A 25411-nucleotide genomic window follows, 5' to 3' on the forward strand; every position below is an offset into this window, starting at 1 on the left:
TCATTTTTGCGGACTCGGATATTTCACCGCATTTTTCTCAAGCTTCTCTTCAATCGCTTGCGACACATCGATTCCTGCCGCATGGGCGAACGTCAACGCGTAGATGAGGACATCCGCAAGCTCTTCTTTCATCTCGACTTGTTTCGTCTCGAGTGCTTCTTCGCTCGACACCCATTGGAACAGCTCCAACAGTTCGCTCGCCTCGAGCGACAACGATAACGCCAAGTCTTTCGGGTTATGGTGGAACGCCCAATCGCGCTCGTCTCGGAATTCGATCACTTTGTCCATCAGTCGTTGTATTTCGTTCATGTCTGTACCTTCTCTCTTTGAATATGTAACAGTTTCTGTCGCAACGCTTCATCGCTTGCATACAAATAAAGCCCTTGAACGCCTCGCTTCATCAAAATGTTAATCGAGTTCAAGACGATTTGTTCTTTCGCCAATTCAACGTTGTCGATGCCGTCAATTCCGGCATATGCTCCTGTATCTTTATAAAGATTCGTGTCGATCACCAGGAAATCTTCCGTATGATCGTATGTTACCGACGGACCTAAAACGACCCCGACATAGTTCAAATCAAAGCCTTGAATCGTATAAATCGATCCAGCCTCGGCAATCGTCTCCGACTTCTCAGCCCACGTCGTTTTACCGCCTGTCGTGTTCCAAGGCAACTTGTACTCCCCGTTCGACTCATAGACGTAATAGGTGTCGCCGTCCTTCTTATGAAGATAATCAAACGTCGACACGACTCGGCTGAGTCCATGCTCCTTATCTCTTTGCATGATCAACTGATGCATCTGTTCTAACGTGTCAAACACGCGTAACTCATAATCGTTTGACTCCGGAAATGCCTGGATGCGCTTGTCTTTGAAGGCGTTAATCCAATCGATGACTTCTTCACTCGCTTGCATCCGAAACTGATTCGTCAGCTGATACGTCTCTGCGTGCTTCGCTTTCTGTTTGAATGACTCGAGTAAACCTTGATTCCACTTACTTTTCAACTTCAATACTTGATGTTGGTCGAAAATGACGATGACGACTTTCGCCACCTTCATCAACTCTTCGAGATGATTATCTCCACGAAAGTTGTTATATGCATCCGATTTCGTCAACAAAAGGTGCGCCTCATCGACCAAGATGATATCAACTTTCTTATCTTTTAGTTTGTTCAGTAACGGCGTCGGTTTCGCAAAATGGCCCGCCTTCAAATGTTTGACCTGTTTGGCAATCCCTTTATACGTCTTCAGCATCTCTTCGTGATTGACGACCAGATAGTTCTCGGTCTGATACAGCTTCGAGCCCGCCTCATTCGTCCGAGCTTGGATTGTATTGAAGATTGAACTGAGGACGACGCTTTTGCCGACGCCTGCCTCGCCTTCGATGACATATAAGTCTCCATATGTATCTTCTAGTTTCGTCTTATCGATTCGCGTCTCACAAAACTCGAGCACGCGCTCCTTCAACTCTATCTGTTCGAGCGACAGCTCTTTGAACGGTGACAATTTGAAGATGTCTTTGTTTTCGATGGCGTGCAGGTCGTTTTCGACGAGCCCTTTCTTATGTAGCGCTCTCCATAACTCAGGAAACAGTTCATCGTCATAGAACGATTTATTGTGGTAGTTATGCGTGAAGTCACTTGCTATCTTGCTTTTGTTTTGTAACGTGTACTTCTCATCACCTAGGAAGTAGTTGATCAGCTTTGTCTCGAGATGAAATGTGGCCGACCGATTGAACGTCTCGTGCTTCACGAGATTGATTTGGTCCACATTCTTGCGTTCTGCCTGCTTCAGCTTCAAATGTTGCTTCATCCGTTTTTGGAAATGCACCGTCTCCCCGATGTATGCCTCTTTCTGTCCGTTCAAAATATAAATCACCGGATAGTTCAAATAGTCTGCGGTTCGATTGATTGTATTTAAACTATGCTGTTCAAATGCTAAAGGAATGACTTCAATCGTGTTCAAGCTCTTCACCTACAGTTTTTCAGTATTTTTTCTGCCGCTATACTTCTCACCATCGTTTCCATCAACGCCTCCTGATACCCCGCTCTTCTCACTCGTTTCATCTCTTCCACCACGTCTTGCAGCTCAGCATCAGTCACCCGTTCAAGCTTCACCAATCGTTCTGCTGACATTTCAACACTCGGCTCGGACGCCACATAACTCTCCAAGTCCATGCACCAATAATCGAGCTTGTCGTCATAACGTTCTTTCAAACGTGCCGCCATCTGTAGGCCTTCCGGATCAAAGTCTCCGGCATACTTCAACTGACAACCCGATGCGACGAGCGCGTCTAGTAAGCGATATGCCGCGAGTTTGAACTGTCCGTGGGTACAAACGAGGGGTGCATCCGGAACGTCATCAAGTAAGCTTGAGAACACACCGGAGTTCTCGACAATCCATACTGTGTCATCTGTCTTTGGATAAACCCGGTCAACGTTCAACAGCTCACGCATCGGCACGTTCAGGACGCTATGCATTGCTGCCGCTCCACGCCACATCGGATGCTCCATCCCCTCATATTCCGCCGTCACATTCGCACACGTCACAAAATTGGTGATATCGTCCCGCAGCAACTTAAATTCCAACAACAAGTCGTTCACCCGCTCCGTGTCGCTCGGTGGCGGACCACCTTGCCCACGTTTGACGTGAAGTGCGTGAATCAACAGTCGCCCTAAATCGTTCGTCCGGTCGAACGCATGTGGATTGCCAAGGATGCATTGCCCAAACACCGGCAGCCGCTCGTAATCGAGCGGCAACCCGTCTAGTGCTTGCGTCAGCTGTCTACAATACAGATCAAACTGATTCGTTCCAAGCATTCGATTGATCCAATGTGTATCGGCTGACTTTTGTTCGATGTGGGTGAACCAATAGCCAAGCTGCGGGTACGTCAGCGCGAGCTCACGAAAACGTTCCGCTCTCTGTCCTTCGAGTTGGACAAGGGCTTCTTGTTTCGTTACGAGCGTCTCCCCGAAATACGCCTCGAGTAACTCGAGTAACGTCACCCCTTCAAACTTTGTCGTCTGCAGTTTCTTCTCGAACGCTCGAAGCGTCACCGTTTTCTTCAATCGGATCGACGCGACGTCGTCTCCGAAAAAGCGGGCGATGGCTTCGAGTTCATCATCCTTAAACGATTGAACCGAAACCGATCCACCTACTTTCCCGAGCGATGCATACTTGTTTCGGAACTGTTCAAACAGACGCAAAAATCCTGTCGACGCCCTGAAATAGTGTGCGGCTTCTTCGACTAGTGTCTTCATTGGAGTGTCTCTTCTCTCGCATGCCGTTTCTCCCCGTCCCACACGTAATGGAGGACGGTGACATAGTCCGCGTTTTTCGGGCGCAACAGCTCACAAATCGACAGCGACGAAATCGTATCGTAATCCCCCCACAGGATTTGTGAGTTCATGATGTAGTCGAAGCCGAGCTGCTCAACAATCTCAAACATCTCGCGGATGTTGTTCTCGTCGACCCCGGCGAACGCCTCGTCGAGCGAGATGATATACGGCGCCGTATCGGCCGCTTCCTGATAACGCGAGTAACACGCCGTGAAGAGCGGAATATACATCGCCATCGCTTTCTCCCCGCCGCTGAACTTAAAGAAGTTGTTATTCGTCAGTTCGCGCTTCGGCTCATTCGTCCGTTCAAAGTACAACACGAACGAGAACCATTTCCGGTAGTCGAGCACTTCACGAAGGACTTGCAGGAGCGTCTGTCCATCCCCGTCTTCTTTGATCATCTGCTTCGCTTTACTCAGTTTCGACCGGAAGTGGGCCGTGATCCGTTCGAAATCTTCGTCTTTCAACAGCTTCGCGTCTTGTTTCAAGATGTGGACCAAGTCTTTCGTGTCGAGTTCTTCCTCGCTCTCCGCCGTACGTGGTCGCCATTTGATTGAGAACGTAAGGCCTGACGACGTATTCCGGCTCTCCATCAACGCGTTCATTTTCCCCGTCCATTCTTCGGCGCGACGGATCCGAGAGCGGAGCTTTGTCCCGACCGATTTGAACAGGATTTCTTCATACAGTTCTTTATCGCTCTCATTCAAAATGCTCTCTTGGCGTGCGAATTCCTCCTCGACCGTTCGCTTGACCGCCTGCGGGCTCGCTTGTTGGCCACGCAAGTCGAGCGAGATGATACGTCGGGCTGTTTTCTGTTGCCACGTTTCGACTTCTCGTCTGAACCGGTCGTCAACGCCCTGCATCCACGCTTCAAGTGGTAGCTCCTCGGTGAAGTTTCTCATTCGGTATTCCATCAAATCATTTTGTTGATCGATGAACGCTTTCGATAAAAGTTCGTCGGCTTTTGATGCGCTACTCGTAAGTCGTTTGCCATACTCTGCTTCAATCGAACGGGACAGCGCTTCGGGATCGTCTCCGCCCACGTCGAGTGGGACGATTCCTCGTTTCCACTCTGCTTTCAAAGCTGCTTCCCATGCTTGTCGCATCTTTTTCGACAGCATATGGTTATGACTCTTATCGTCTAGCTTGGTCGCATCTGCATCAAGTTGCGCTTGTCGAGTCGCGACGAGCTGTAGCGACTCGCTTCGTTCACGTTCAATTCTTGTCAACTCCGCTTGGACATCTTGGATTTGTTGACGGATATCGTCGGCGCCCTCTTTCGCCAACTGCTCCTCGATTTGAGCAATATTTTTTTGAACCCGTTCCATCCCGTCCTCGAGCTCGTTCAGTGCACCCATCAGTTCGAGGATATCCTCTTCTGCTTCCTCGATGGTCGTTTCAATCGTTACGAGCCGTTTGTTCGACGCAACCGCATTGTCGTGCTCCCGATGCGTCTCGAGTAATAAATCTTTATAATTCACCATCGCCCGCTTCGCTTGCTCAAACGCGGATTGCGTCTTTTCTAGTTCGAACGGCTCGGCCGACGTATACACCTCACGCTTCAACACGTTGAAACGCTCACTCGTCTGTTTCAACATGTCTTCAATCTGCCGGCAACGTCGCTCCAGGCTCTCGATTTCAAATCCGACCTTTTGAATCTCTTGGTGGCTCATCCGCAGATCGCGGTCGGACGGAAATACGTCCCATGCCGCGTCGGCCAATTCGATTTGTTGGCACAACCCCGCTTGCTCACCACGTAACGTCACGCGCTCGAGTTGAAGTTGTTCAATCTCATGCGTTAACTGTTCAATCTTCTCGTCTCGATAACGTTTCCGGGCAACACGTCCGAGGAAACGGACGTGTTCAACCGGCACTGCATGTCCTTTCAATTGTCCGAGTCGATACGTCCCGTCTTCTCGGATCGACGTCTCACCGTCGCCAATGAGGACGCTGCGGAGCACGTCGTCGATCCGGTCTGAAGCGATTCCCGTATCCCCCGGGCTCGGCTTCAAATAATCGGCCAACGTGTGTGCCATCATCTGTGGCGCCGGCAACAAGACCCGGTCGTATGTGACGTCCGCCTCGGTGATGAGGGCGTCTAACATCCCGCTGTCGATCAACGCCGCTTCGATTCGTTTTTGAACGTCCATATCCACCCCGTCCACGAATTCGACGAGCGCATATAACGGTGCGAAGACGACGCCGTCGGCCCGCATCTGGTCACGGTATGCTTTCGTCATCGGATCGATGGCTGGTTCGGGATCAGTCTTCGCTTTCCATTCAGAAAGCGTCGTCTCGACGTCTTGAATGTTTGTATTGATCGCCTGTTCGGCCGCTTTCTTCAAAGCAACTTTTTCGCGCAGTCGGTTCTGGTAACGGACCACATGTGGTTGAACGAGACGCAACACATCCTCATACGTCGACGGGTCATAGTCGTTTCGAAGCGTGCGCTCGATCTGTCCGACCGTCTCTCCTTCGACGTCAAACTCAGGATGCTCCTCGGTCCAGCTATACACGTCTGCGAGATGACGCTCGAGGTCTTGTTCGAACGTCTTCTTCCAATCATTCTGTTCGTGCTTTTTCTGATCACGCGCTTGTTGCTCGTCGGCGAGTTGCTTGTTTTCCGTTTGGAGCTTTTGCTTCGTCTCTTCGAGCGCCCGCATCCCTTCCGCTACTTTGCCGAGGCGATTCGTATGTTCGACCACTTCTTGTTTCCACGTCAGGAAGTCGAAGTCTTGATTCAAGCGTCGATAGTCGGAGACGTTCAACTCATGACGGTCGAACGCCGCCTGTTCCGCGTCGTACTCCATATCCTCGATCAGTCCGTCAATCGCTTGACGCGTGGCGCGATGGACCAACTGCTCTTCGTCTTGGCGCTGTTTCGTATCATAGATTTTTTGAGCGGTCTTCGTTCGCCGCTCGTCTTGACGCTGATAATCGGCCGTGATGCGCTGTAACGTCTTCCCTTCTTTCTTCAACTCGTCTTCTAAGTTCCAAACTTTGTGGGACGCCAAACGTTGGCGCTGACGTTCGGCCGTCGCTTTGTCTTGCTCGAGTTGTTGAATCAATTGTTTCAGCGTCTCGACCTCACGCGCCCTTGACGCTTGGAGTTCACGTAACTCGTGGAGTTCTTGTGTTTCTGTCGTCTCTCGTTCGGTCGCGATCCGGTACTCGACGGCGAGGTCGGCCACGTGACGCTCGTTATATGCATCGTACGTTCGACTCAACTTCTGCAATGCGATGAGCTCACGTTCGAGCTGCTCGAGTTGTTGCTTCGTCTGGTCCATCTGTTCGATCGTGTCGGACAAGTGGCGTAAGTCGTCATCTGACAATGGTGGCAACGCCGCCTCGAGAATCTCGTAGATGACGGTCGGCCGGAAGTCTTTCGACAGTTTCGGGCTTCGCAACTGGATGAGCAGCTTGATCAACTCTTCATAGGCGTCGATCGACTCAAAGCCGAAGACGTGCTTGTTGACGAGCTGCATATACTCACCCTGCGTCGTCACGACTTTCCCACCTTCCCCGATGACCCGTTCAAGTTCGACCCGCGAGTACGGGATCTTACTCGTCTGCGTCCCTTGGCGGTCGAGTTTATACAACTCGATGTCGATGTTGATGCGGCGATTGTCCGTGATGACAAACCCCCAGAATTTGAGTGGCTTCCCACGCTTTGCTTGGAGCCCGATCCCTGTCGTCACGTATTGATTCGTCTCGGCCTTCTTGTATTCGATGAACAAGTAGCCCGTCCGCTCTTCCCGGTCGACGACTTCTTTTTCACCGAGTAAGTAGTCTTCCATCTTGCGCGCTCGCGAACCGAACGGGTCGAGCCGGTCCGGTGACTTCTTCCCGTCGAGTAACACGGGCAGGAAGCTCTGCATCGTCACGGATTTCCCCGAGCCGTTACTGCCTCGAAGCAACAACTTCCCGTCCGAGAAATCGAACGTTTCTTCTGTGTAATACCAAAAATTGAGCAAGCCTGCCCGGTTCATTTGCCAGCGATTTTGCGCCCTCATTTGTTCGCCAACTCCTCTACGAATTTTTCTGGATAATATCCTGTCGTGCGACCGAACCCGGACTGGATGACAAGGATCCCTGAATCCGCCTCCACGTATCCGAACTCCCATTCACGTAGGAGCAAAACGAGTTCTGCTGCTACTTTTTTCGGTGTGTCTTCCCGGTACTGTTTCGCCCAGCCCGGTCCCCACTCAAGCTGGACCGCCTCAACGATTCGTTCAAATTCAAGCAACGTGATCCGGATCTCGCCCATCTCATTGATCGGTAGTTCACGTTTCCTGATATGGTCTGCCACATGCAAGGCGGCACCCGTGATCCCTTTTTGGTTTGGGAACAACGTGTAGCGTTGTTTTTGCTCGGGCAAGACGAGCATGGCCGCATTTTTGAATACTTCTAACCGGAACGGGGTGAACTTCTCGAACTCTTCCCCGAGCCGATTCCTGAAATTGCGGATATAGGCGAAGTCGGGGTCGTCTTTCGATTCTCGGTACACGATTGGAGAGAACATGAGCTTGCGGTACACTCGTTTCCGGCGCTCATCTTCTTTTTGACGACTCCACTCACTCGTTAAGATGTCTTGAATCGTCTCGTAGTTGAACAAGTCATCTGGATAAGACCGCATGAAGTAGCGTGCGTGGACGCTCACTTCATACAACACTTCTTCCGTCTCGCTCGTCGCGAACAAGTCGACATCCCCATCGACCGCTCGAATCAACTTCAGCTCATCGAGTTGTTTGAGCGCGCGGACGAGTGATTTGCGATGACGGTAGTTCGTCCAGTCGAGAGGCAAGTCGCCCGGGTACATCTCTTGAACGTCCTCCGTGATATGGGACAGCAAGAACTGCTCATCGACCGACTTGCTCTCCGTAAATGCTAGCGCACAACAGAAAATGGCGTAATCCATCGGTTCGGTGAACGCCTGGATGCCCATCCATGGCTTCGGGTCGACCGGGAGCTTCTCGAGTTTGATGAAATGTTGATGCACGATCAAATCGAAGCCGAACTTCTCTGTCACGTAACGCTTCAACTGATGTTCACGTTCACGGATTTTTTGGTAGACGAGCGGTTGCTCCGCTCGCAACACCCAAAACTGTTCGAATAGAATCCCGAGCGCCTCAAGCATCCGTTCATCTACTTTTGCTTCCTCACTCATGACGTCACCTCCTCATCGATAAAGTGATACTCCACGTTCGGCATCTCAAGTGATCCGTCGGTCGCTCGCAGGATGACACGCTCTTCCTCGAGCGTCACCCGTACGCGTCGGCCATACTCCGTTTTGACGACCCGATCTTCCCGCACCATCGCTTTACCGAGCCACGACAATAACAGCTTCCGCACGTGCGGCTCGATGACCGGGAGCGCTTTGATCGAGATGACGCCCGCTTCGATATATCGTTCGATCGCTTCTTTCTCTTCTTCAAGTTGCTTCAAATGAAGTTGGCGCATCTCCGCGATCTTCTCAGACCGGTCGATGATGGCACCGGCTTTGGTCGATTCTTTATATTTCGTCGTCCGTGGTTTCGTCTCGTGCCGCATCGGTGTCTCGTCCCAAATGTCGACGTACATGTCGTCGGTCGGGACTTCATCTCCGTACAAGTGTCGGGTGTGGAACACGCCGAACACGACCGAGGACAACTCATGGGCCGTTTCAATCGTATCGATCCCATCGAACCACTTTGCCAAATGTTCGTAATCACGGCGCCGGCTCCGGAACTGTTGATGCCGTTCGCTCATTCGTTGGACCATCCGGGTGATGCGGCGGATGGCTTCGTTCGTCCGTTCTTGCAGACGTTCAAACTCGCTCTCGCCATGCGTCGTCCCGAGGAACCACGCTCTCAAGTTACGCCATTTTTCGACTAAGTCGATCATCGGGTCCATGTCGTCTTCTTCGAACCGGAACGCCTGATGTTGGTGCCGGACAACTTGTTGGAAGAACGGCTCGAGCCGCTTCGTTGTAAGCGACGTCAGCAAATCCTGAATTTGCATCGCCGTCCTCTGCAAGGCGATAATGAAGTCGCGTAAATACGTCGTGAAGCGGTCCTTATAGACGAGGAACGCTTCCGTCTTCATCTTGTCAACGACTTTCTCACTATGGATGTAGGCGATATAGTCCGACGTGTTTTGCGTGATTTGGCGGAAGTAGAGCATTGCGTCTTCCCAAAGCTGGGCGCATTCAGCGTCGGACTGTCCGTTTGCTTTCTCGATGGCGTCGAGGACGTGATAGAGCCGCTCGAACTGCGTCTTCTCGAGTGAGCCGCCGAAACTGTCACCTAGTTGCTCGAGTTGGACCATCATCCGCTCGAACTCGACCGTGTATGGCGTACATTGATAACGGAAACTTTTCTTTTTGTATTCTTCAATCGTCTTCGCCTTCCGGTGTTCTTGACTCGCGATCAAATTGCCCCATTTGACGAGCGACTCCAAATCCTGATGCAACCCGTCCATCGTATATTCTTGAAATTCTATGTACTGACTTAAATACTCGTAAATCTCTTCCGGATATAAAAATTCACGCATCCGTTCATGTTGGATGTAGAAGTAACGTAAAATCGGACGGTAGCTCCACGCTTTTTCCGCCGTCAAATACGTGGCTTCTTTAATCTTCTTTTGTAGACCTGATTGCATGCGGTTGCTCCTCTCAGCTAATCTCCATGATTAAGCATAATACAGATCTGTTAGAGCGGAAATAGGAAGTTCCTATTTTTGGAAGAGGATGAACGGTTTTGTGATGGGTTCAACAAAAACGAGCTAGGGATAAGAATCCCTAGCTCGCAAAAGTGAATATTTAAAAGGAGTCATTACTTTAACAACCGCTTTCGCAACTGCTCAATCGTTAAATATTCACCGCTTTCTTTTCGATGAAGCATCGCATGACAGTTTGGACAAACTGGCCTCAAATCGTTTATCGGATCTACCACATAGTTTTGTCCTATTTCATGAAGTGGTTTAATATGATGTACATGAATAAAGTCTTTACCGATCTCACCGTATATTTGTTCGAAGTTAATTTGGCAGACTTGACAGCTCACACCATAATGCTCCATACATTTTTTACGCGCGAGTGGATTACGTTCATACGTATTAACTGTAACGATTTTTCGCTCCCCTTCTTCTAGTAGTTCAGACACTTCGTCCGGGTAATACTCACCTGTTAAATCCTTATCGAAAAATGACGTGATGTAGTCTTTCAATTCTCCCGTCAGCTTCATCGACCCTTGAATATTTCCTTTCAAACCATACTCACGTAAATGTTCTAAAGACAATAGGTCAGTCTCTACTTCATCTACCAATCGAACATAAGACCAATCCCATTGTTTAGAATCCTCAAACTTATCTTCATCTTTCCAAAATGTGCGATTGTGATTCACAACAGAAGAATCCACGATGCCTGCTACCACTTCAACTTTATAACGTACTTTTCGGACATGACCTGATATATAGATAAATAGGATGTCTCCATTTTCATAGTTGAAAGACCGTTTCCAATGTAAAGAATCATATCGACTGAACGCGCGCTCCAAGTCATATTCATTCGGATTTGCTGGGATGAGCCAAATCCGACGTGCATTATGATGATCTCTTTCTTCTAGTTCAATCCTTCGCTTTAGTGCAATATCCTTTGGAGCAACAAATCGATACTCATCTTCCAAATCATAAAATGGAATGTCGTATGTATAACCTCTTTCAATCGCGTTAAAGCATTTCGACTTATTCAAATTCAAAAGGTCTGAGAAGAATGTTGCTGCTAATTGAATATTCGACTCTTCACTTAGCTTCTGATTGTTTTTAAATATTGTGATAGGTGTGGCCATTTCAAATCCTCCTTCGCAGTTTAAAGTTTGCTGCTTGATACATTATGTACGTCCTGAAATAGATATCTTCATTCAAAATGGAGCGACGAATCACTTCGCCGCTCCCCTCCATATTTTACATTCACAACAACTAAAATGAGTTACTATTATTTGTTCTTAGTGAGTAAATTCACCAGAGTCTTTCTAACTTCAGGATTTTTGGCGAGTAAAGCCACACTTCCAACTCCTGCTGCAATCGATGCGCCCATCCATCTCTTAAATTCAGAGTCTTTCTGAAAGGACTTCTCCACCATTCGCTCAATGCGATCATTAAGCTTGTCTCTAGCTTCATCACTTAGATTCTTATCTTTTAATTGTTCAGAGAAAATCTCGATGACTTTATCAATCGTATTATATACATTTTCTTGAGACTTCGAACCAACTGCCCCCATATTACTAACCGCATTTATAATCGCCGGAGCATTTTTTAGTACCATCTCATATTCCATTGAGGTTAACCCGTCCAACTCGTAATTGTTGTCCTTAAGCTTCTCTAATGATTGAACAAGTTCTACTTCTTCACTCATCTTTACACCTCCGAATTCGCCATTAAATCTAATTATATAATAAGTAAATTTTATAGACTGTATTTTCATTCGACAGTGTTGATTCGTTTCGTTTACCTAATTTAAAAAATCTATCACTTCCTCTCAGTGATTTCGCGTGCTGCATCGATTACTACAATCATCATCGCATCAAGAACGACTAAAAGACCTGGGTTCGGTGCAATACCGGACCCAGGTCTTGAAGTTTGCAGAATGAATCCTTCATTGTCTAGCTTGTTTCGTTCAGTTCAAGGAACTCATGAGATGCTGTTTTTTGTCTTTCATCAATCGATACAGATTGTTTATGCACTTAATCCATTATCTTCCATGATTTCTTTATACGCTTTTGTATCAACGTATATCTCATCCTTAAGCGGGTTGAGCTTCAACTTGCGAATCCGGTAAAACTGATAAGCGACTAATGCAATATTGGTTAACAAGGACACTAAACTGACGATGAAAAATGCTCTCGGATCATGTGTCGAAGGTACAGGCGCAAGTCGATCTGCAAATGAAGGAATCGTCATAATAAACATAATCCATAAAGCTAGCGTATGAGCGCGATGTTGTAGCCACGCGCCTTTTTTGATGAAGAAGGAAGGAATCGTACAGGCTAGTAACAGCGCAAATCCAGCGTAAAACGAATGATCTGAAATACAGTTATACACGTACGCGAAGTTCCATAAATCATATGCGATAATCCAAGGCCAAATCATGTCTGGCCAAATCATATCTTTTGATTTGTCATTAGAAATTTTAATGCCGACCCATCCACAGATCGCAATGATATTTAGTAACCCCGCTATTCCATTCATAATATTCCATGGCCCTGACATTACCCAGAGATTATCTATATATGCGCCATCCCAGGCACCATACATATAAACTTGAAAATCACGAATACAGGCCTCTAAAATATTGAGCGCTAAAATTCCCGGTGGAAACCACAGTACCCACTTCTTCTTAGCAATAGACGGGTAATAACGAATAGCCATGAAACCAAGACATCCCGCTAATGCAGAATATGTTTTGACCCAGTTAAACCAAGTACCTGTTCCATACTCATTACCCGGGGCGGCTGTTGTTGGCCAAACAAAAATCGTCAATATGATAGGGAGAATAAGAAATAAGGAAATGCCACCCCATTTTGTCGTGCGACTGAACTCATTAAAAGCCATTAGTGCAAATAGGACAAAGATCCATATTCCCCATCCCATAACGTCTGTTGATTCGTATAACAAACCCATGACGGCGCCTCCTGAAACTCTTTTAGTTTGCTCACTATTGAACAAGTATGTGTAACAAAAAACGACTTATGCTGACTTCAACCGTTTAAAACTATACTGTGCTTTGTTATTGTGCAACTGCCACATATGCCAGAACACATAAGGAACGATAATCACAAAGTTAATGATTCCCCATACACTCATCACTTGTGGGTTGAACCATGAAGTGGAATCCATGACTTTTGGGAAGATATCAAAACAAGCTCTTAACAATAAATGTGCTGCTAGCGTATATATACGAGCCGTAATGTATAATTCAGGACGTTTTTTCATAACCGGGTACAACTCGGCTGCCAACAAAATACACAACGAACTGGCAAAATACATTGGAGATTCGGCATAGACAAAACAAGCGTTCCATGACGTATAAATGAAGTTCCAAGATCCTGTCGTATAGGCAACCAAATCCGCCGAAGAATTTTTTAGGATTTTCCAATATTTTGGCGCGAACGGAATCGTTACACATAGAAGGAATCCACAAGCCGCGTTAAAATAGTTCCCAAGCGTTATATCTTTAATCGTCGCTTCTGCAATGTTGAGGAATAGAATGGCGTAAAAGAACCACAAGAAATCATCTTTCTTCAGAAAGTCCCAGATTGGACCTTTCTTATCTTCATGCACGGCGATTCTTGAAAATCCAACGATGATTGTCGGGATGATGACACTTAAAATTTTTACCCAGCGAAACCATCCGTCTACGTTTCCCATTAACCACAACGGAAACGTTAACAGGGAAGCGAGCCAAAAGTATGCGGAAAGCTTGTAATGCTTACGAAAGAAGACGATTACACCTAACAGAAGCGCGAAATAGATTGGCATAGAAATTACATGCGGCCAAATAACCATGTTTTCACCTCATTCTTGGATTTAACAAACCGAACGTTCGTTATGTTTTTAGTGTAAACCCAGCAAATCGAATAGTCAATGTGAAATAATTCACAATAATACATTTAAGTAATTTCTTTTGCTATGTTATTGTTAATTTTGTAAGGGGGATTCATGATGAAGGTGGATGGCAAATCAAGAATACTTGCTGCGGCAAAGATAGTAATCAGTCGGCACGGATCTAACCGGGCGACAGTAAGAGCTATTGCAGAGGAAGCTGGCATGAGCACAGGGGCAATTTATCATTATTACAAAAATAAAGATGACATTTTATATGACCTTCTAGACGAGAGTCTTTCTGACTCTACCCGGATTGCAAAAGGCATTGCCAAGCAAGAGTTAGGAAAAGACCAGGTGAAGACAGAAATTTTGCGAAAGACGGAAGAACGCTTTAAAAAAGATGCGGAAAATCGTCTGCAATACCATTTCGCACACGAAATACTATTAGGAAATCAGGAATTACAGCTAAAATTCAAACAAAAATATAAAGAATGGACTTTCCGCATTGAAGAAATCTTAATCAATGTATACGGACTTGAAGATACACGATTGAATCAAGCATTAACCTCATGGTTATTAGGGGCCATTGATGGCGTGATCCTCCAGTACCTTCTAGACGTTAACGATAACGATGTTGAAGATATGATGGAGGTTTTCGAATTGTTATTAGAAAAAGGACTACCACCATTTATTCAACTTCTTAACGATAAGTAAATGAAATGAGTTCGGTACGATACCGGGCTCATTTTTAATTTGGTCATAAAAAAACTGCACCTCCAATTGTCAGATGTATCTAACAACCGGGGTACAGTTTACATAAATATTTCACTATTGAAATGCTAGCAAATCACTCTCATCTTACCAACAAGCCTTGTGATATCAAGGGTTGGGTTGAGATGGCGTAATTACATCATTCCGCCCATTCCACCCATGCCGCCCATGTCAGGCATGCCGCCGCCAGCGCCTGCTGGTTCTGGCTTGTCTGCGATGACCGCTTCCGTTGTGAGGAACATAGCTGATACTGACGCCGCGTTTTGAAGCGCTGAGCGCGTCACTTTCGCCGGGTCGACGATACCGTATGCGATCATGTCGACGTACTCGCCAGTCGCGGCGTTGTAGCCGATGCCGACCGACTCGTTCTTGAGCTTCTCGACGATGACCGAACCTTCTTCACCCGCGTTTTCCGCGATTTGACGGACCGGTGACTCAAGCGCACGGAGGACGAGTTTGACACCTGTCGCTTCATCCGCTGTCACTTCAGATAGAAGTGCGCGAACAGCTGGGATGACGTTGATGTAGGCTGTACCGCCACCTGCGACGATACCTTCTTCGACCGCTGCACGTGTCGCATTGAGCGCGTCTTCGATGCGAAGCTTGCGCTCTTTGAGTTCTGTTTCTGTCGCTGCGCCAACTTTGACGACGGCTACGCCGCCTGCGAGTTTCGCGAGACGCTCTTGGAGTTTCTCACGGTCGAAGTCAGACGATGTCTCTTCAATCTGGTTACGGATCGTTTGAACGCGCGATTTGATCGTTGCTTCGTCTCCCGCACCTTCGACGATCGTTGTCGTGTCTTTCGTGACGACGACTTTCGACGCGCGTCCGAGCTGTTGAAGTGACGCCGACTTGAGTTCGAGACCGAGGTCTTCTGTGATGACTTGGCCGCCTGTGAGCGTCGCAAGGTCTTCGAGCATCGCTTTACGACGGTCGCCGAAGCCTGGTGCTTTGACCGCGACCGCGTTGAACGTACCACGGAGCTTGTTCAAGACGAGTGTCGCGAGCGCATCGCCTTCGATGTCTTCAGCGACGATCAAGATCGGTTTCCCTTGTTGCACGACTTGCTCGAGCACTGGGATGATCTCTTGGATGTTCGAGATCTTCTTATCAGTGATCAAGATGAACGGGCTGTCGAGCACCGCTTCCATTTTGTCTGAGTCGGAGATCATGTATGGAGATAAGTATCCGCGGTCGAACTGCATGCCTTCGACGACGTCGAGTTCCGTCGTGAAGCCGCGTGATTCTTCGATCGTGATAACGCCGTCGTTACCGACACGTTCCATCGCTTCAGCAATCAATTCGCCGACTTCTTCGTCAGCAGCCGAGATGGCCGCGACTTGCGCGATCGCTTCTTTCGACGCGATCGGTTTCGAGATGGCTTTTAGTTCTTCGAGCGCACGGCGGACCGCTTTGTCGATGCCTTTACGAAGGATCATCGGGTTCGCGCCCGCTGTGACGTTCTTCAACCCTTCACGGATCATCGCTTGAGCGAGGACTGTCGCTGTCGTCGTACCGTCCCCTGCGACTTCGTTCGTCTTCGACGCGACTTCCGCGACGAGCTTCGCGCCCATGTTTTCGAAGTGGTCTTCAAGTTCGATTTCTTTCGCGATCGTCACACCGTCATTCGTGATGAGTGGTGAGCCGAACTTCTTCTCGAGGACGACGTTACGTCCTTTCGGTCCGATCGTTACTTTTACCGCGTCAGCGAGTGCGTCGACGCCGCGAAGCATCGCGTGACGTGCGTCTTCTGAGAATTTGATTTCTTTTGCCATTGTTCATTTCCCCCTAAAAAAAGTTTTGAAGAATGGTGAGTCTTAGCCTACGATTGCTAGAATGTCGCTCTCACGAACGATTAAGTATTCTTTTCCATCATGTTTCACTTCGGTACCCGCATATTTCGAGTAGATGACCAAATCATTTTCTTTCACGTCGAGAGCGATGCGCTCGCCTTGGTCTGTCACGCGGCCTGTACCGACTGCGAGAACTTTTCCTTGTTGCGGCTTTTCTTTCGCCGTGTCAGGAAGTACGATGCCTCCGATCGTCTTTTCTTCTTTCTCCACGACTTCGATGATAACGCGATCTCCTAGTGGTTTTAACATTGAAAAAACCTCCTCCGAATATGAATGATGTATCGTTGTATCGTAAGTTTTAGCACTCGTTAAAATGGAGTGCTAACACTGTTTAGTGTAGTATGAGACGATGAAAAATGCAAGCGGGAACATCGAAAAACGCTTCCACTCGCGGTCAAGAGACCTTATTTGTTACAATGGTCAAAAGGAACGCTTAACTCTTGTGAATAAGGAAGTGTTGAATTGGCCACATTAAACTCAAACCAATCGATAAATACCCGGTTTTCGATGGCGCCTAACATTCGGATTCGGCATATCATCCCGATTCTGCTCTATGCATTCGTGCAGTTCTTCCCGTTTGTCATCAAAGAGTTACGACCGGAATGGCTGACGACGACGTTCACTGGAATTTGGTTCGCAGTCGGCTTCACCGTGACGATTGTCGTCTCGATTTTCTTGCTTTGGCCGGACTTGAAGCTGTATAAGCAACAAGGCATCCAGTCGAACTTAAACGACACGGTCAAATGGATCGGGCTCGGGATCTTGATGCAGTACGGGCTCGTCATCGTCGCCAACCTGATTGAGACCGCGATATCAGGTGATCTCGTAGGGTCACAAAACACCGAGCAAATCGCTGATATCGTCCGTCTCGTCCCAGTCATGACGCTCTCAGTCGTCTTGCTCGGACCGATCATGGAAGAGATTTTGTTCCGCCACATCCTGTTCGGCAACTTGAGCGCCCGCTTCGGGTTCTGGATCGCGTTCGCGGTCAGCTCACTCTTGTTCGCATTCATCCACGGCGACAACAAGATCCTTGTCTATGTGGCGATGAGCTTCGCCTTCACGGTCGCTTACGCTAAGACGCGTCGCTTGATCGTCCCGATCGCGATTCACGCGTTCAACAACGCGCTCGTCATGGTCGTAATATTCCTATTGTAGAAATGAGGTGGCACATATGCCGCGACACTTAAAAGTCATGTTTTTGTTCAGTCTCTCGTTCGGGATTCTGTTTACGGTCCTCGCCTACTACTCGGTGCAGGAGTATGGCTTCAGCTTCTGGACGTACTTCATCATCGCCGTAGCCGCTTACGACTTCTTCAAGGTGTACCAAATCTTGACGCTCGCTCGGAAAGCTAAAAAAGACAACAACAATAAATCGGCATGACCAAAGCCCAAGCTCACACAGCTTGGGCTTTATCTATGGTAAGAAACAGCCCACTTCTCAGGAAGCGGGCTGTTTCTTAATTCGCGTAATGAATCTGTTGCCCGGTGACGAGCGGATAAGCAATCAGCCGCGTCCCGTCTAAATCTTCATTGAACAGCGACACGGCCGTGATCTGGCTGTTCTCATACGTTTGATAGTAGTAGATGCCTCGGTCCATATTGCAGCAAGACGAATAGATCGTATATTCGAACGTCCCGTCCGCTGCCTCATTCAGCCCCCGTGTCTGCATCACCGTGTCCAGTAGCTTGAAGAACTGACTGACACTCTCCGACTCAGTCTGCCCGGAGACCGAATTGAATCTGGCGAACGTCGCTCGTACGAATCGCGACGTCGACGATAAGTCACCGGGTAACCCATGGCCGCCTAAGCCGAGGCAATACGCTTCGAGCTCGAGTGCTTTCGCAAACGTGTTTTCCGGCAGTTTCGTCGAGATATGACGGTAGTCGTTCAAATTGAACAGTTGATAGTCAAACGATGGGTTATTCGTCAACACGCCGACCGGGTTGTCGTAGACGCGTAACCCGTTTTTGAGCGGCTCCACGACGATCGACTGCTGTTGGTCGGCAATCATCCAATGGAGCGGATGCAGCCGCAGTTCATTGCTGAAATCGATGTTGACTAAGTTGATCGTCTCAAGTCGTTGCTTCGCCTCGCCCACCGTGGCACACTGTCCGAGTATCCACGGGATGAACTCGAACGGAGTCACGTTATCTAAACCGCTCGCCTCCGGTTTAAAATCGGCGTTACCCGGAAAATTAAGCCCGGCCATACTGAGACCTGTTTCATTCGTCGCTTCATAATAAAGCGGATAGTCATCGACGACCGTCGCCATCCCGATCATCGCGTAATGATGAGGGACGTCGCCCACGCGCCTATATGTGAAGGGATAGTTCCTAGGCGTGATCGTCACTTGTTCGTGATAGGAGACGTTCAGGTCAAGATTGCGTCCGAAATAATGGTCTTTTGTCGAATATGTGATGGCTGTACACATAACAGGACTCCTTCCGTTCAAAAACAGACACCGACACTCTTTGGTCTATTCACGTTATCCGGGGACTTCAACCACAGATCCTGACGACCAAAGACCGGTCAAGCTGTCGCTTCACCGGTCTCGCTCGCTATGTTATACGTGACGTTCGACAGAAGGTTCCAGGTCTTGAAAAAACCAGAGACCAAAGCCCTTTAATCCGAAGACGAGCGCCAGTCCGTAATGCATGAGCGCGCGCAACGAATAGTCGATTGTCTCGACCCGAAACGAGATGAAGACCCCGATCATCAACGCGACAATCACGACGCGAAGCGTGAACGTACTTGCTTGTTCCCCGATGGCTTTCCCCGTCGCGTCACCCTGTGAATACGCCACGTCATGGCGCCAATAATAAAAAACTAACGCGAACGACATCAAAGTACTTTGAGGCACGTCCCCGAGCAGGAGTTCCACTACGACCATCCCGAGCATAACGCCCGTCCCTAGTTTCAGTACGTCTTGGTTCGAAAACTTCTCCCGAACACGTAGCATTACCGAACGCTTCTTCATAATACGATAAACCCGACCGTCAATAGTCCATACATGAAGCCAAGGACAATCACGCTGATGGCAATCGATTTATATTGCGGATACTTATGTAACACGACCGCTCCCGCGATGACGTGGATGAATGCGACGATAAACGTCAAAATGGCAAAGCCCATTTGGTTCTTCCTCTCTTCTAAAAAAATAAATAGAAATTCATGGGAATTCATCCGTTTCCCGGTACAATAAAGAATGCATTTATTATATCAATTTTTGGAAAGAAGGCACACCACACCATGAATTATTCACGTACCGATTTAACGACTGAGGAAATGCTCCTCGTCAACAGCGAAGTCGAGAAAAAGAAACGCAGTCTCGTCGTCGCTTATTTGCTCTGGTTCTTCCTCGGCGCTTTAGGCGCTCACCGCTTCTATTTCAAGAAAACAGGAACAGGCATTGCCATGCTCTTGATGGTCGTTTTGACGATTGGTTTTGGTGCCATCATCACAGGTATTTGGGCACTCGTCGACGCGTTCCTCATGCCTGGCTGGCAACAACGCGAAGTCGAGGCAATCGAAAGCGAAACGATCGCTTCGTTGAAAACTCGTAACGAGCAACAAGCAGCCTTTTAACGATCAGACGGCCACGCAATCGCGTGACCGTCTTTTTTCAGAAGTTATTCTCTTTCAAATAGAATGCGAAGTTACGATGCTTCCGCTCTTTCGTCGCGTAATGGATCCATAACCATGCGAGCGACTCGAGTTCACGGGCGAGCTTCAAGTGGTGGAGCGTATGCGCGTCGAAGCCGATCTTCGAGGCCAAGCCTTGAACGGCCCGGACCGCCTCCTGCTCGTCCCCGGCGATGAACATCATCGACATGTTCGGGTTCTCCAAGTTCTCGACGCCGGTCTGGTTGAACGCTTTGACGATGCGGACGTGCGGGGCTAAGTCCTGCAGATGTTCGGCCCCGGACTTCCCTTCCGGCCGCTCGATCGCGTCAAACTCTTTGGCGATCGGGTTCGTCACATCGATGACGATCTTGTCGTCCAAATCCCGGAGCGACTGAATCAAATCGATCGCCGCCGCGAACGGAGTCGTCAGTAACAGAACGTCACTGTTTGACGCCACTTCTTGGAGCGACATCGTCCCTTCCCGTTCGGTCCGAGTCCCGTATAACACGTCATAGCCGACGTCCTCGAACTTGCGGCCAAGCGTCCGCCCGACCTTGCCGGCGCCTAATATCCCGATCTTCATGTATAAAGTCCCCCTTATAATTCTTCATCCGTCCGCGTGATCGTTCCACCGAGCTCGCTTGCGAGCCCGTCGAGCACCGACGGGTCGAACTCTTCCCCAATCCCCATCACACCGGTCTGCCCGGGCTCGATGTTGCCGACGGTCCGTTTGAACGTCTCTTGAATGCTTTGGACGTGCTTCAAGTCTTTCGTCCCGCCGATCAGTCCACCGGTCAGCGTCCCGAACAGAATCCCGAACGGACCCCCGAGGATACCAACTGCCATCCCAATCAACGCGCCTTTCGTCGACTTCGTCACCGGTTTCAACTGCACCGCATCCTCAAATGAAAACGCCCCGTTGTCCTCACGCTTGATGACGACGAGTTGTTCAAACCCGATGAGCCCGTCGGCGTGATACTTTTTCAACTTGCTGAACGCCTGATACGAAATCGACTCTTCTGGAAACGTGAACGTGACGATATGGTACGGCTGTTTTTCCTTCTTACTCATGTTGGCTCCTCCTTTTACAAACACAGGGACACATCAGCTTTCTTTTAGTTCTTCCCCGGGTTCAGACGAAAAAAAACCTAGTCCGAAGACTAGGTGTTCAAGGACGTTTCTCATTCAATTCGTAATGCGAGTACGGGATACAGAGCGGCGTCCCGTACAACGGGTCTTTCGTGACGACGACTTTTAAGCCGAAGACGTCGTTCATGAACGTCTCATCGACGACGTCGTTCGGACTGCCCTGACGATACACGTTGCCGCCCGCGAGTGCGATGACGTGATCGGCGTAACGACAAGCGAGATGCAGGTCGTGGAGCACCATGATGATCGTCTTGCCTTCCAACCGGTTCAACCGGTACATCAAGTCGAGGATCTCGATTTGGTGCGACATGTCGAGGTACGTCGTCGGCTCATCGAGAAGGATCGTCTCCGACTCTTGGGCAAGCGCGAGGGCGATCCAGACGCGTTGCTTCTGCCCACCCGACAAGTTGCTGACGAGCGTGTCCCGGAGCGAGACCGTGTCCGTGAAGGCGAGCGCCCGCTCGACGGCGCGCTCATCGTCTTCCGAATAGCGCTTGAAGAACGTCTGGTACGGATAACGGCCGAAGCGGACGAGCTGTTCAACGGTCAGGCCGTCCGGAGCGACGTTCACTTGCGGCATGAACGCCATGAGCCGAGCCGCCTCCTTCGCCCGGTAAGCGTCGAGCGGCTTATCGCGGAACGAGACCGTACCTGCCAAAGTGGCGCGTTGCCTGGCGAGCGTCGATAAGAGGGTCGACTTCCCGCACCCGTTCGCGCCGATGAGCACGGTGATCTTTCCGTGTGGGATCGAGAACGTCAAATCGTCGAGCACCGTCTTCTGCTCATAGCCGATGGCGACTTGCTGTAAATCAAATGTATTCATCTCATGCTTCCTTTCATCATACGGCGAAGTAAATAGAAGAAGTACGGCGCACCGATGACGGCTGTCATCACACCGGTCCGGAGCTCATACGGATAAAAGATCGTCCGCCCGATTGCGTCCGCCAACACGACGATCGTTGCCCCGACGAGGAGCGTCGCCCAAACATAAGGCAGTTTCAATCCTTGACGGGCGATGTGCGGTGCCATCAGTCCGACGAAGCCGATGGCGCCGACGAAAGCGACACCGACGCCGGCGAGTAAACATGACAACAAGAGCGTCCCTCGCTGGATCCCGCGCACCGGCACCCCGATGCTCGTCGCGACCGCCTCACTGATGTGGAGCGGCCGGACGTGCCGTTCAATTAAGAAAGCGGCAAGTAAAAACAGGATCGCGAGCGGGACCATGATCGTAAGTTGCTTCCACGTCGCTGCATATACTGTTCCGGTCAACCATTGTTGGATGTCGTTCTTCCGGTAAACGTTCGAGGCGAGCATCATGAACTGGACGATGCCTTGCGAGAAGATACTGATCCCGATCCCGATGAGTGCGAGCCGGACCGGCGGGACACCGCGCTTCAATAAATAAAACAGAAACGCCCCGACCGCGAGCGCACCGGCAAATGAGGCGAACGGGATATAGGCGAGGGGGACGGACAACTGATTCGTCCGCTCGTCGGTGAAGACGGTGAAGAACGTCGCCGTCGCCACCCCGGCCCCGCCGACGATCCCGAAAATCTCAGGTGAGGCGAGTTCGTTCTTGATGGTCAACTGTAACAAATGCCCGCTGACGGCGAGACAGGCCCCGGCGGTAATCGCCATGAGCACGCGCGGCATCCGGAACTCGAAGACGATGAGCTCCGCGAACGCGTCACCCGTTCCAACGAAGAGTGCCCCAAGTGACCACGGCGTCAAAAATGTTTCTCCGATGGCGAGACCTAAATAAACGGCAATGATGAGACCGACAAGTAAAGCGACCGCCAAGACGATTTCACGCCTCCTGAGCGTGAACGAGAACGGGCCTTTTCGAAAACTGTATGATTTCATGACTTAAAGACTCCTTGTCTAGCACTGACGAGATAGATGAAGAAAGCTCCACCGATGACGGCGAGCACGACACCGACCGTGACTTCGCGGGGGAATAAAATGATACGTCCGAAAATATCGGCCGCGAGCAACAGCACACTTCCGAGCAGGGCGCTCCCGAGCAACCTCGCGAAAAACGCCGTACCGAACATGTACCTAGCGAGGTGCGGGGCGAGCAGTCCGACAAAAGCGATCGGACCGGCCAGCGCGACACCGAACGCCGACAAGATGACGGCGAGCGTCACGGCGACGAACTTCACAACACCGACGTTTTGACCGAGCGAACGGGCGACTTGATCACCGAGCGACAACGTCTCAAGTTCTTTACTGATGAAGATGACGAGCACGGTCGCGCCAATCATCCATGGCAAGAGCGTCGTCACGAGCGTCAGCGATCGTCCCGCGACCGACCCGGTCAGCCAAAATAGCACTTCGTCGAGCGCCCCTTCCTCATACGCGATAATCGATTGGGTGAACGAGCTGAACAGCGCCGCGAGCGATGCACCGGCGAGCGTCATGTACATGACGTTGCCACCGTTCGCGCTGAGGAGATAGACGATGACACCGGCGATGAAAGCGCCAATGAGTGCGGCCGTCGTGAACGAGGCGATGCTGCTGAACCCGAACAACGTCACGAGCACGATGGCGAGACTCGCCCCGGCGTTGACGGCCAAAATATCGGGTGACGCGAGCGGGTTGCGCGTCACGAGTTGAAACAAGAGTCCGGCCAAGCCGAGGACACTCCCGACGACGAGGGCGACGGCGGTCCGCGGAATCCGGTTGTCCTCTAAGGCGATCATCGCCTTTGAAGATACGTCACCGCCTAAGCCGAGCACGTCTTCGTGACCAACCGGGATGACGCCGACCCGTAAACTGATATAACTCAAGATTGGTAATGCAATGATCAAGGCAAATAGTTTGATCCACGGTTTCATCATTTCCTCACTTCTTTCCTCCCCTACCATAGCAAAATCTCGCTGTTAGAAAAAGGGGTTGACAGTGATAATCATTATCACTTATAGTCGGGAAGGAAAACTTACTATTCAAAGGAGACTTTATTTATATGAAAAAACTTGGATTAGCGTTACTTACGCTCTGTCTGACCGTCGTCCTCGCTGCTTGCGGCGGGTCGGAAGAAGCGAGCAACTCGAACGAATCAGAAGAAGCAGCGACACGCACGGTCGAGCACGCCATGGGCACGGCTGAAGTCCCAACAGAACCGAAACGCGTCGTCGTCTTGACGAACGAAGGGACCGAGGCGTTGATCGCCCTCGGTGTCAAACAAGTCGGTGCCGTCAAATCATGGAACGGTGACCCGTGGTACCCGCACATCGAGTCTGAGATGACAGATGTGACGGAAGTCGGGACAGAGAGCGAGGTCAACCTCGAGGCGATCGCGAAACTTGAGCCAGACCTCATCATCGGTACGAAACTTCGCCAAGAGAACATCTATGACAAACTGAACGCGATCGCACCGACGGTCATGTCAGAGACGCTCAAAGGCGACTGGCAAGAGAACTTCGCGCTTTACGCGAACGCCCTCAACCTCGAAGACAAAGGAAAAGACGTGTTAGCTGACTACGACCAACACGTCGAAGACACGAAAACTGAGCTCGGCGACGCCGTGAACAAAGAATTGTCGGTCGTCCGTTTCCTTCCTGGCGCGTCACGCATCTACTTCACGGACAGCTTCTCAGGCGTCATCTTAGGCGACGTCGGCGTCAAACGCCCGGCGTCACAAGACCGCACGGAATTCGCTGAAGAAGTCACGATGGAACGCATCCCGGAAATGGACGGCGACCATATCGTCTACTTCACATATGGCGGTGCGGACGGATCGAAAACGGCCGAAGAATGGCAGTCAAACCAGCTTTGGAAAGACTTGAAAGCCGTCAAGGCCGGTGAAGTGACCGAAGTGAGCGACGATACGTGGAACACGTCAGGCGGCGTCTTGTCAGCCAACGAAGTGCTCGACGAACTCGTCACCATCTTGAAATAAGCACAAGCGCGCCAAATCGGCGCGCTTTTTTTAACATAATTAAGCGAGAATTCTCCCACCTCTAAGCGTCTGGGGCGAGGCCCAACGTAGGTGGGAGAATTCTCGCCCGTACATAAACCTCTTGGCCACCCCTGTGACAGATATGACGAACAGAAGTTCGTGATTCCGTCAGATTTCCCTTCCCCCGCCGC

General features: G+C 49.9%; 25 protein-coding genes. 5 read left to right on the plus strand and 20 right to left on the minus strand.

Annotation, left to right across the window (positions count from 1 at the left end):
- The 10 genes from KNP77_RS09870 to KNP77_RS09915 form a co-directional block, all read right to left on the minus strand.
- Positions 1 to 309: a nucleotide pyrophosphohydrolase gene (locus KNP77_RS09870; RefSeq protein ID WP_214890492.1), complete on the minus strand. Its 309-nt coding sequence runs from the start codon at positions 307 to 309 to the stop codon at positions 1 to 3.
- Positions 306 to 1970, minus strand: coding sequence for a DUF2075 domain-containing protein (locus tag KNP77_RS09875; RefSeq protein ID WP_214890494.1), 1665 nt, complete (start codon positions 1968 to 1970; stop codon positions 306 to 308). The genes KNP77_RS09870 and KNP77_RS09875 overlap by 4 nt, the downstream gene beginning before the upstream one ends.
- The gene (locus KNP77_RS09880; protein ID WP_214890496.1) at positions 1967 to 3256 is read right to left on the minus strand and encodes a TIGR02679 family protein; all 1290 of its coding nucleotides are present in this window, start codon (positions 3254 to 3256) and stop codon (positions 1967 to 1969) included. The genes KNP77_RS09875 and KNP77_RS09880 overlap by 4 nt, the downstream gene beginning before the upstream one ends.
- The gene (locus KNP77_RS09885) at positions 3253 to 7347 is read right to left on the minus strand and encodes a TIGR02680 family protein (RefSeq protein ID WP_214890498.1); all 4095 of its coding nucleotides are present in this window, start codon (positions 7345 to 7347) and stop codon (positions 3253 to 3255) included. Before KNP77_RS09885 ends, KNP77_RS09880 begins: the two co-directional genes overlap by 4 nt.
- A complete protein-coding gene (locus KNP77_RS09890) occupies positions 7344 to 8501 on the minus strand; it encodes a TIGR02678 family protein (protein WP_214890500.1) in 1158 nt (385 codons plus the stop codon). The genes KNP77_RS09885 and KNP77_RS09890 overlap by 4 nt, the downstream gene beginning before the upstream one ends.
- Positions 8498 to 9973, minus strand: coding sequence for a TIGR02677 family protein (locus tag KNP77_RS09895; protein WP_131505204.1), 1476 nt, complete (start codon positions 9971 to 9973; stop codon positions 8498 to 8500). The genes KNP77_RS09890 and KNP77_RS09895 overlap by 4 nt, the downstream gene beginning before the upstream one ends.
- 173 nt (positions 9974 to 10146) lie before the next feature.
- On the minus strand, positions 10147 to 11160 hold the full coding sequence (locus tag KNP77_RS09900) for an HNH endonuclease (protein ID WP_214890502.1): 1014 nt from the start codon (positions 11158 to 11160) through the stop codon (positions 10147 to 10149).
- A 146-nt stretch (positions 11161 to 11306) separates the two neighbouring features.
- Positions 11307 to 11726, minus strand: coding sequence for a hypothetical protein (locus KNP77_RS09905; RefSeq protein WP_214890504.1), 420 nt, complete (start codon positions 11724 to 11726; stop codon positions 11307 to 11309).
- A 320-nt stretch (positions 11727 to 12046) separates the two neighbouring features.
- Positions 12047 to 12991, minus strand: coding sequence for a DUF5692 family protein (locus tag KNP77_RS09910; protein WP_214890506.1), 945 nt, complete (start codon positions 12989 to 12991; stop codon positions 12047 to 12049).
- A 66-nt stretch (positions 12992 to 13057) separates the two neighbouring features.
- Positions 13058 to 13876: a hypothetical protein gene (locus KNP77_RS09915; RefSeq protein ID WP_214890510.1), complete on the minus strand. Its 819-nt coding sequence runs from the start codon at positions 13874 to 13876 to the stop codon at positions 13058 to 13060.
- 156 nt (positions 13877 to 14032) lie between these two features.
- On the opposite strand from KNP77_RS09915, the gene KNP77_RS09920 reads away from it, so the two are divergent.
- Positions 14033 to 14629: a TetR/AcrR family transcriptional regulator gene (locus KNP77_RS09920; RefSeq protein WP_236633544.1), complete on the plus strand. Its 597-nt coding sequence runs from the start codon at positions 14033 to 14035 to the stop codon at positions 14627 to 14629.
- A 191-nt stretch (positions 14630 to 14820) separates the two neighbouring features.
- On the opposite strand, the gene groL is transcribed toward KNP77_RS09920, so the two are convergent.
- Both groL and groES read right to left on the minus strand, forming a co-directional pair.
- Positions 14821 to 16461 carry a chaperonin GroEL gene (gene groL, locus KNP77_RS09925; RefSeq protein ID WP_214890513.1) on the minus strand — a complete coding sequence of 547 codons (1641 nt, stop codon included), beginning with the start codon at positions 16459 to 16461 and terminating at the stop codon, positions 14821 to 14823.
- A 42-nt stretch (positions 16462 to 16503) separates the two neighbouring features.
- Positions 16504 to 16788, minus strand: coding sequence for a co-chaperone GroES (groES, locus tag KNP77_RS09930; RefSeq protein ID WP_016510840.1), 285 nt, complete (start codon positions 16786 to 16788; stop codon positions 16504 to 16506).
- 258 nt (positions 16789 to 17046) lie between these two features.
- Here groES and KNP77_RS09935 point away from each other — a divergent pair, with 258 nt between their 5' ends.
- Together KNP77_RS09935 and KNP77_RS09940 are read left to right on the plus strand one after the other, a co-directional pair.
- On the plus strand, positions 17047 to 17697 hold the full coding sequence (locus tag KNP77_RS09935; RefSeq protein ID WP_214890516.1) for a CPBP family intramembrane glutamic endopeptidase: 651 nt from the start codon (positions 17047 to 17049) through the stop codon (positions 17695 to 17697).
- A 16-nt stretch (positions 17698 to 17713) separates the two neighbouring features.
- Positions 17714 to 17923: a YdiK family protein gene (locus KNP77_RS09940; RefSeq protein ID WP_016510842.1), complete on the plus strand. Its 210-nt coding sequence runs from the start codon at positions 17714 to 17716 to the stop codon at positions 17921 to 17923.
- A 76-nt stretch (positions 17924 to 17999) separates the two neighbouring features.
- Here KNP77_RS09940 and bsh read toward each other — a convergent pair whose 3' ends face one another.
- The 3 genes from bsh to KNP77_RS09955 form a co-directional block, all read right to left on the minus strand.
- Positions 18000 to 18974 carry a choloylglycine hydrolase gene (bsh, locus tag KNP77_RS09945; RefSeq protein ID WP_214890519.1) on the minus strand — a complete coding sequence of 325 codons (975 nt, stop codon included), beginning with the start codon at positions 18972 to 18974 and terminating at the stop codon, positions 18000 to 18002.
- A 132-nt stretch (positions 18975 to 19106) separates the two neighbouring features.
- Positions 19107 to 19502: a hypothetical protein gene (locus KNP77_RS09950; protein WP_131489041.1), complete on the minus strand. Its 396-nt coding sequence runs from the start codon at positions 19500 to 19502 to the stop codon at positions 19107 to 19109.
- A 14-nt stretch (positions 19503 to 19516) separates the two neighbouring features.
- Positions 19517 to 19675, minus strand: coding sequence for a hypothetical protein (locus KNP77_RS09955; RefSeq protein WP_173647387.1), 159 nt, complete (start codon positions 19673 to 19675; stop codon positions 19517 to 19519).
- 117 nt (positions 19676 to 19792) lie between these two features.
- Here KNP77_RS09955 and KNP77_RS09960 point away from each other — a divergent pair, with 117 nt between their 5' ends.
- Positions 19793 to 20128, plus strand: coding sequence for a TM2 domain-containing protein (locus KNP77_RS09960; RefSeq protein WP_131466356.1), 336 nt, complete (start codon positions 19793 to 19795; stop codon positions 20126 to 20128).
- Positions 20129 to 20165: 37 nt separating this feature from the next.
- Here KNP77_RS09960 and KNP77_RS09965 read toward each other — a convergent pair whose 3' ends face one another.
- The 5 genes from KNP77_RS09965 to KNP77_RS09985 form a co-directional block, all read right to left on the minus strand.
- The gene (locus tag KNP77_RS09965) at positions 20166 to 20750 is read right to left on the minus strand and encodes an NADPH-dependent F420 reductase (protein ID WP_071399018.1); all 585 of its coding nucleotides are present in this window, start codon (positions 20748 to 20750) and stop codon (positions 20166 to 20168) included.
- A gap of 14 nt (positions 20751 to 20764) precedes the next feature.
- Positions 20765 to 21238 (minus strand): hypothetical protein, encoded by a 474-nt coding sequence (locus KNP77_RS09970; RefSeq protein ID WP_131466358.1) that lies wholly within the window; start codon positions 21236 to 21238, stop codon positions 20765 to 20767.
- A gap of 97 nt (positions 21239 to 21335) precedes the next feature.
- A complete protein-coding gene (locus KNP77_RS09975) occupies positions 21336 to 22139 on the minus strand; it encodes an ABC transporter ATP-binding protein (protein ID WP_214890522.1) in 804 nt (267 codons plus the stop codon).
- Positions 22136 to 23182 carry a FecCD family ABC transporter permease gene (locus KNP77_RS09980; protein ID WP_214890526.1) on the minus strand — a complete coding sequence of 349 codons (1047 nt, stop codon included), beginning with the start codon at positions 23180 to 23182 and terminating at the stop codon, positions 22136 to 22138. Before KNP77_RS09980 ends, KNP77_RS09975 begins: the two co-directional genes overlap by 4 nt.
- Positions 23179 to 24156 (minus strand): FecCD family ABC transporter permease, encoded by a 978-nt coding sequence (locus KNP77_RS09985; protein WP_236633546.1) that lies wholly within the window; start codon positions 24154 to 24156, stop codon positions 23179 to 23181. The genes KNP77_RS09980 and KNP77_RS09985 overlap by 4 nt, the downstream gene beginning before the upstream one ends.
- A 128-nt stretch (positions 24157 to 24284) precedes the next feature.
- On the opposite strand from KNP77_RS09985, the gene KNP77_RS09990 reads away from it, so the two are divergent.
- Complete coding sequence (locus KNP77_RS09990) at positions 24285 to 25220, plus strand: ABC transporter substrate-binding protein (protein ID WP_131466363.1); 936 nt, start codon at positions 24285 to 24287, stop codon at positions 25218 to 25220.
- The last annotated feature ends 191 nt before the right edge of the window (positions 25221 to 25411 follow it).

This window comes from Exiguobacterium sp. s142 (assembly GCF_018618455.1).
In the GTDB taxonomy this organism is placed as follows: domain Bacteria; phylum Bacillota; class Bacilli; order Exiguobacteriales; family Exiguobacteriaceae; genus Exiguobacterium; species Exiguobacterium aurantiacum_A.

What these genes read in the sequence shown, in the direction of transcription:
- KNP77_RS09975 (WP_214890522.1), bottom strand. Translation starts at nt 22,139, where the DNA reads ATGAATACATTTGATTTACAGCAAGTCGCCATCGGCTATGAGCAGAAG.
- KNP77_RS09940 (WP_016510842.1), top strand. Translation starts at nt 17,714, where the DNA reads ATGCCGCGACACTTAAAAGTCATGTTTTTGTTCAGTCTCTCGTTCGGG.
- KNP77_RS09890 (WP_214890500.1), bottom strand. Translation starts at nt 8,501, where the DNA reads ATGAGTGAGGAAGCAAAAGTAGATGAACGGATGCTTGAGGCGCTCGGG.
- KNP77_RS09915 (WP_214890510.1), bottom strand. Translation starts at nt 13,876, where the DNA reads ATGGTTATTTGGCCGCATGTAATTTCTATGCCAATCTATTTCGCGCTT.
- KNP77_RS09910 (WP_214890506.1), bottom strand. Translation starts at nt 12,991, where the DNA reads ATGGGTTTGTTATACGAATCAACAGACGTTATGGGATGGGGAATATGG.
- KNP77_RS09985 (WP_236633546.1), bottom strand. Translation starts at nt 24,156, where the DNA reads ATGAAACCGTGGATCAAACTATTTGCCTTGATCATTGCATTACCAATC.
- KNP77_RS09965 (WP_071399018.1), bottom strand. Translation starts at nt 20,750, where the DNA reads ATGAAGATCGGGATATTAGGCGCCGGCAAGGTCGGGCGGACGCTTGGC.
- KNP77_RS09935 (WP_214890516.1), top strand. Translation starts at nt 17,047, where the DNA reads ATGGCGCCTAACATTCGGATTCGGCATATCATCCCGATTCTGCTCTAT.
- KNP77_RS09980 (WP_214890526.1), bottom strand. Translation starts at nt 23,182, where the DNA reads ATGAAATCATACAGTTTTCGAAAAGGCCCGTTCTCGTTCACGCTCAGG.
- KNP77_RS09895 (WP_131505204.1), bottom strand. Translation starts at nt 9,973, where the DNA reads ATGCAATCAGGTCTACAAAAGAAGATTAAAGAAGCCACGTATTTGACG.
- KNP77_RS09900 (WP_214890502.1), bottom strand. Translation starts at nt 11,160, where the DNA reads ATGGCCACACCTATCACAATATTTAAAAACAATCAGAAGCTAAGTGAA.
- KNP77_RS09885 (WP_214890498.1), bottom strand. Translation starts at nt 7,347, where the DNA reads ATGAGGGCGCAAAATCGCTGGCAAATGAACCGGGCAGGCTTGCTCAAT.
- KNP77_RS09905 (WP_214890504.1), bottom strand. Translation starts at nt 11,726, where the DNA reads ATGAGTGAAGAAGTAGAACTTGTTCAATCATTAGAGAAGCTTAAGGAC.
- KNP77_RS09880 (WP_214890496.1), bottom strand. Translation starts at nt 3,256, where the DNA reads ATGAAGACACTAGTCGAAGAAGCCGCACACTATTTCAGGGCGTCGACA.
- KNP77_RS09955 (WP_173647387.1), bottom strand. Translation starts at nt 19,675, where the DNA reads ATGGGCTTTGCCATTTTGACGTTTATCGTCGCATTCATCCACGTCATC.
- KNP77_RS09870 (WP_214890492.1), bottom strand. Translation starts at nt 309, where the DNA reads ATGAACGAAATACAACGACTGATGGACAAAGTGATCGAATTCCGAGAC.
- KNP77_RS09960 (WP_131466356.1), top strand. Translation starts at nt 19,793, where the DNA reads ATGAATTATTCACGTACCGATTTAACGACTGAGGAAATGCTCCTCGTC.
- KNP77_RS09950 (WP_131489041.1), bottom strand. Translation starts at nt 19,502, where the DNA reads ATGCTACGTGTTCGGGAGAAGTTTTCGAACCAAGACGTACTGAAACTA.
- groL (WP_214890513.1), bottom strand. Translation starts at nt 16,461, where the DNA reads ATGGCAAAAGAAATCAAATTCTCAGAAGACGCACGTCACGCGATGCTT.
- bsh (WP_214890519.1), bottom strand. Translation starts at nt 18,974, where the DNA reads ATGTGTACAGCCATCACATATTCGACAAAAGACCATTATTTCGGACGC.
- KNP77_RS09970 (WP_131466358.1), bottom strand. Translation starts at nt 21,238, where the DNA reads ATGAGTAAGAAGGAAAAACAGCCGTACCATATCGTCACGTTCACGTTT.
- KNP77_RS09920 (WP_236633544.1), top strand. Translation starts at nt 14,033, where the DNA reads ATGAAGGTGGATGGCAAATCAAGAATACTTGCTGCGGCAAAGATAGTA.
- groES (WP_016510840.1), bottom strand. Translation starts at nt 16,788, where the DNA reads ATGTTAAAACCACTAGGAGATCGCGTTATCATCGAAGTCGTGGAGAAA.
- KNP77_RS09990 (WP_131466363.1), top strand. Translation starts at nt 24,285, where the DNA reads ATGAAAAAACTTGGATTAGCGTTACTTACGCTCTGTCTGACCGTCGTC.